Source organism: Luteibacter sp. P4_D7_3, assembly GCF_056401735.1.
In genome coordinates this window covers 1-5,001 of sequence record NZ_JBFUIT010000287.1, presented here as the reverse complement: position 1 = coordinate 5,001, position 5,001 = coordinate 1, and the positions used below count along the sequence as shown (strand labels likewise).

Sequence of the window (5,001 nt, the reverse complement as noted above, 5' to 3'; positions counted from 1 at the left end):
ACATCCTTTATCAAGAGGGGAAGCCGAACGGCCCCTGCACCGTGAAGGCCACGGACTCGTACGGGAATACAACGACCTTGCATGTGAAGTTCGCCGGTACGATCGGTGACGGGCGGTGGGAACTGGTTCTCTACTGAGTCACTACCCGGTGGCGATCCGACGCCGGGTCTCGCATGGAGGCGAGTATGTCGCGCGAAAGAAAGAAGCAGCTTCCTTCTTCGGGTGCGGGGGGGCAGGGCAATCCTTCGAGGACGATGCCGAAACGAGCGGAAACCGGCGGCATCCACTCGAACGCCTTCAACTTCCTCAGTGCGGTGAGCGCCGGCGTGGACCCGCGCACGGGCATGTACTCGTGTTCGGTGAGTTTGCCCGGCGTGGCGGCGAACAACCTGTGCGGCCCCACGGTGGGCCTGCGCGTGAGTTTCAATGCACTCAACCCGGTGGATTCGGGCTTCGGCGTCGGCTGGTCGCTGGCGACGACGCGCTATGACACCCGTCGTCGTCGGCTGTCGTTATCCACCGGTGAGTCCTTCATGGTGGACGAATTCATCGACGGAAACGCCACGTTCAAGGACCGCAAACTGCGCTCGTTCGATCTGTTCCAGCTCGGCGCGGAAGACTTTCTGGTCGTGCACAAGTCGGGGTTGTCGGAGCGACTGAGGGTCATCCTGGTCAGCAAGGCGAGCAAGGGCAGCGACGGGGTGGCGTTGCTACGCGAGGTGAGCTCGCCCGAAGGCCACGTCGTGGCGTTGGAGCAGACGGCGATCAACGGCATCGCGCGGCTTCATCGCGTGTCCGACGGCACGGATCGGGTGTTGCTGGAGGTGGCTTACGAGATCGATGCCACGGTGGTGACCCTGCATCCGAACACGGCACAGGCTGGTGCCTTCACCTTCACGTTCAAGAACGACTGGCTGGATACGCTTTCCGTACCGGAAGGCTATGGCGATGGCTGGGCGTTTGGCTATGAACCCACGGAGACGGGCCTGCTCTTGCTCAAGAGCACGACAGTCCCGACCGGCGGCTACGAAGAGGTGACATACAAGCTGGAGGGCCACGCCTTGCCCGGTGGACCGGAGCGGCCGCTGAGCCATATGCCGGTGGTCCTGGAGTGCAGGCGCGACCCGGGGCACGGGCAGCCGGTGATGACAACGCATTACACCTACTCGGACCGGAACTTCTTCGGTTTCGGAGTGCTACAAGACTGGCTCGACGATGAGGACAATCTGTACCGGGTGGTGATGCCGCCGGGGCGGAGTTACGAGTACAGCTCCATTGAAACGCTGTACGACGGCATCGAGACGGTGCGCACGGTCGAACGCACGTTCAATCGCTTTCATCTGATCACGTCGGAAAGAAGTACACAAAACGGGTGCGTCACCGAAACTCGCACGAAGTACGACGAGAATCCCGAGCAGTCGTTCGTTGACCAGCCTGCGTGGTGTCAGCTTCCGACCGAAGTGCAGACCTTGTACTACCTTGAGGGAAGTCCTGAGCGCGTCCGCAAGGACGTGGAAGTACGAACATACGATGCGACAGGTAATGTCCTCACGCACACCGACGTACAAGGCGCCGTGGAGCACTGTTCTTACTACCCGGCACGGGGTCTCGAAGGAGAGTGCCCCGCCGACCCGCTTGGATTCATACGCTTCCTCCGTGAAAAGAGGGTCTCGCCTGCGCCCGAGTCACAAGGTGCAGCTCGTGTGGTCCGCTGCCGTTACGAGATTTTGCCATCGCGCTTGCCTGGTGGCACACCTCATGTGGTGCCTTCGTTCGAAGAGAATTTCGAAGAGAATTCCGATGGCGCAATCGAGCCCCTGGGCGACGTAACGTATGCCTTCGTCGATGATTTCGGTCCGCATCATGGCCGGCCTTTGGGTACCATGTTCACGCTTAACGGGGTGAGCAGCGTCGCGGCTTTCGTGTACAGCCTGYCCGACGAAGAAAAGCGGGTGGTGCGGCGTGATCGCCTTGACGAACGGCCAGCCACCATGCAGCGAGACGCAAGCGATCTCGTCCATCCTACCCTCGTGACGGCGAAGACCACGAGAAGCGCCAACGACGACGAAACGATCGACTTGACGTCGTACTCGGCCCGTTCGCTTGTCAGCGGTCAACGTGTGATGGATCAAGGCAGGAACGGCGTCGTCATGCGCCATGCCCACGATCTCCTCGGTCGGACGGTCGCGAAGATCGCCGCCGCCGACAGCGACTTTGCGGCCATGGAGAAGACATCCTATGTTCTCTCGTGGGATACAAGTTATAGGCTGGACATCGACGCCAGTGAGCAAACGACACGCTCCGAGCTGGACGGCTTTGGCAGGGAGGTGCGTCGCGTCGCCGTGGACTGGGATGGCGATGGCAAGGAACATGAAGTCTGGCGAGCGACGTACGATGTGCTGGGAAGGATTCAAACGCAAACAAYGACGGATATCGGCGTTCCCCTGGCGCAGAATGGACGTATGGTGAGTGCCAAGGCCTCCTTGTCTCTTACGACGAGCTACCGTTACGACGGTTGGGGAAATATGTCGGAAGAGACCCGCCCTGACGGTGTGACTGTTCACAATCGGACGGATCCCGTCGAGCGGACTGACGAAACCTGGGAGGCGGCGCCGAGTTCGACCGGACTCGTTACCAGGACAGTCAGAAGTGTGACGGGAAAGCCGCTCTCGGTCGCGAGGATCCACGGCGACGGAGCAATCCTTAGCGCAATGGACTACGAATACGACGGCTACGATCGCTGTCTGGTTGAAACATCCTCCGGCGAAGATGTCGTTACGAGGAGCACTCGCCATCGTTACGATGCCCATGATCGTCTGATCGAATCGATCCTGCCGGATGGCGCTGTCGTCTCACGAACTTACCCTGCGTACACCACCGAGGGTCTGGTTACGAGCATCGCTGTGCGGCACGAGTCGCTTGGTGCAGATGACATCTGTCTGGGCGAGCAGGCTTTCGACGGGCTGGGGCGTCGGTACCTGTTCAGGGCTGGCCGACGAGACACGATTTACCGCTACGACAGTCCGATATCGTGCGAACCCGATCACATCGATCTGCCCTCCGGCCAGACGCTGATGTGCCACTACGAGAAACATCTGGCCGACGAGCTCATACGCCTGGTGAGTTCCGAAGAGACCGTGGTCCTGGAGAGGGATGTCGTCGGGGGTCGGGTGACACTGGCAGAGAACGATCTTGGCAGCGTTAGCACGTCTTACTTTCCATCGGGAAAAGTGAAGTCTCAAAGCACATTGCTGGCGGGAGTGAGTCGGGCTACAGACTACACGTACTCGTTGTTGGGGAAGGAAGTCGGAAGCACCGCCTCGGACGGTGGGTTCCGGGTGCTCGGTTACGATCTTTCGGGAAGACTCGCCATGCTCGACGTGGGAGAGATGAAGTTCGTCTTTGACTACGACGAATTCTCCAGGGCGAAACGTGTCCATAGCGAGACGCGCGACGGCGCACGCGCGATGGACATTCTGCTTGGGTACGATGATCTCGGGCGTGAAGTCGAACGCCATATCACGGCAAGGATCGGCAAGCGAACGATAGCGCGCAGCCTGCTTCAGTCATACACGGCTGACGACCGGTTATCCAGCAGAACATTCGGCGGCGAGGGAGAAGAACGCGACGAGCGCTATACCTACGACGTGCGTGGTCGCATGACATCATATGCCTGCGAAGGAACTCCGCCCCCCGAGAGCACCGAAGGGCTCCCCATTCGACGGCAGGACTTCTCGTTCGACGCGCTGGACAATGTTCGTCAGGCGACGACCTGGTACGCGGATCTCGACGAGCCCGAGGAAATAGCCTGGTTTGGCTACGACGCGCTTGATCCGACCCAGTTGGTCGAATGGCTTCGGCAGAAGGAAGGCTCTCCGGATCGCCGCATCCTCTTTGCGCACGATGAGTCGGGAAATCTCAGGGAGGACGAGGAGGGGCGTGAGCTCACATACGATGCGATGGGGCGTCTTTGCGCCTGGGTGCGGGGAGCGGAGAGTTGCGTTTATCACTATGACCCGATGGATCGCTTGGGTTCCATCAGTGACACCGTCGACCTACGCCACAGGTATTACGACAAGGACAAGCTCGCGTATGAGCGGAGGCAAGAGGACTCATCGGTGTTTCACGCAAGCGGCCGACGTGTACTTGCGGAGACGCGTCTCTCCAAGAAGGAGCGAACCGCCATCTTGCTGGGCGCCGATGCGCAGGGTTCTACGGTGTGTGAGTTGTCCGATGAAGTGCGTATTCCTGTGTACACACCCTACGGAAAGGTGTCGGCGAGGGCAGGAAAGAGCGACATCGCATACGCGGGTGAGGTTAAGGATCGGTCGACGGGATGGTACCTTTTAGACAGCTATAGGGCCTACAACCCCGTATTGATGTGCTTCCACAGCCCTGACTCCGCGAGCCCCTTCGGCAGGGGTGGGCTGAACGGGTATGTTTATGCGTTGAGCGATCCTGTGAATCACATCGACCCGACGGGGCAATCGGTATTCGCCTGGCTGTTAGCCGGCGTTGGTGCGGCTGTGACCATCGCCCTGACCGTTGCGTCGTGGGGAACGTTAAGCCCCGCCTTGGGGGCCGTTGGTTCGATGATCTGGGGTGGAGTCACCAGCTTGAATTCCGTGGGCGCATCAACGGTAGCCGTTGCGACGAGCGCCGGGGCTGCGGCAGCAAGCACGGCAGTGTCGAGTACGGTTGCGGCGGCGACACTCGTCCAGTGGGGGCATTCGCTTGTCGCTGTTGGGGGCGGCGTATCCGTGTTCCTCGAGTTCGGAGCCGCTTGGGCAGAAAGCGAGGGGGATGAGGAACTGGCCGGGGCACTGGGATTTTTTGGTGGTGCGCTCGGCTTCCTTGCCGATGCGGGGGCGATCAAGCCAGCAGCAAAAGCGCTCGGGAGATTCTTATATGGGAACGGTTCGAGGAGCGTCGCCAAAGTGGCTGCTGAGACGGCAGGGCAGGCAGAAGAGCTGCAAGCGTTCCGGTTGAAAGTGCTGGAGG

1 protein-coding gene is annotated in these 5,001 nt (G+C 60.4%); it reads left to right on the top strand.

Annotation, left to right across the window (positions count from 1 at the left end; translation table 11 throughout):
• Positions 1 to 185: 185 nt before the first annotated feature.
• Positions 186 to 5,001: RHS repeat domain-containing protein (locus AC1DSN_RS18170; RefSeq protein WP_477332054.1), on the top strand; the 4,816-nt coding region annotated here is incomplete at its 3' end.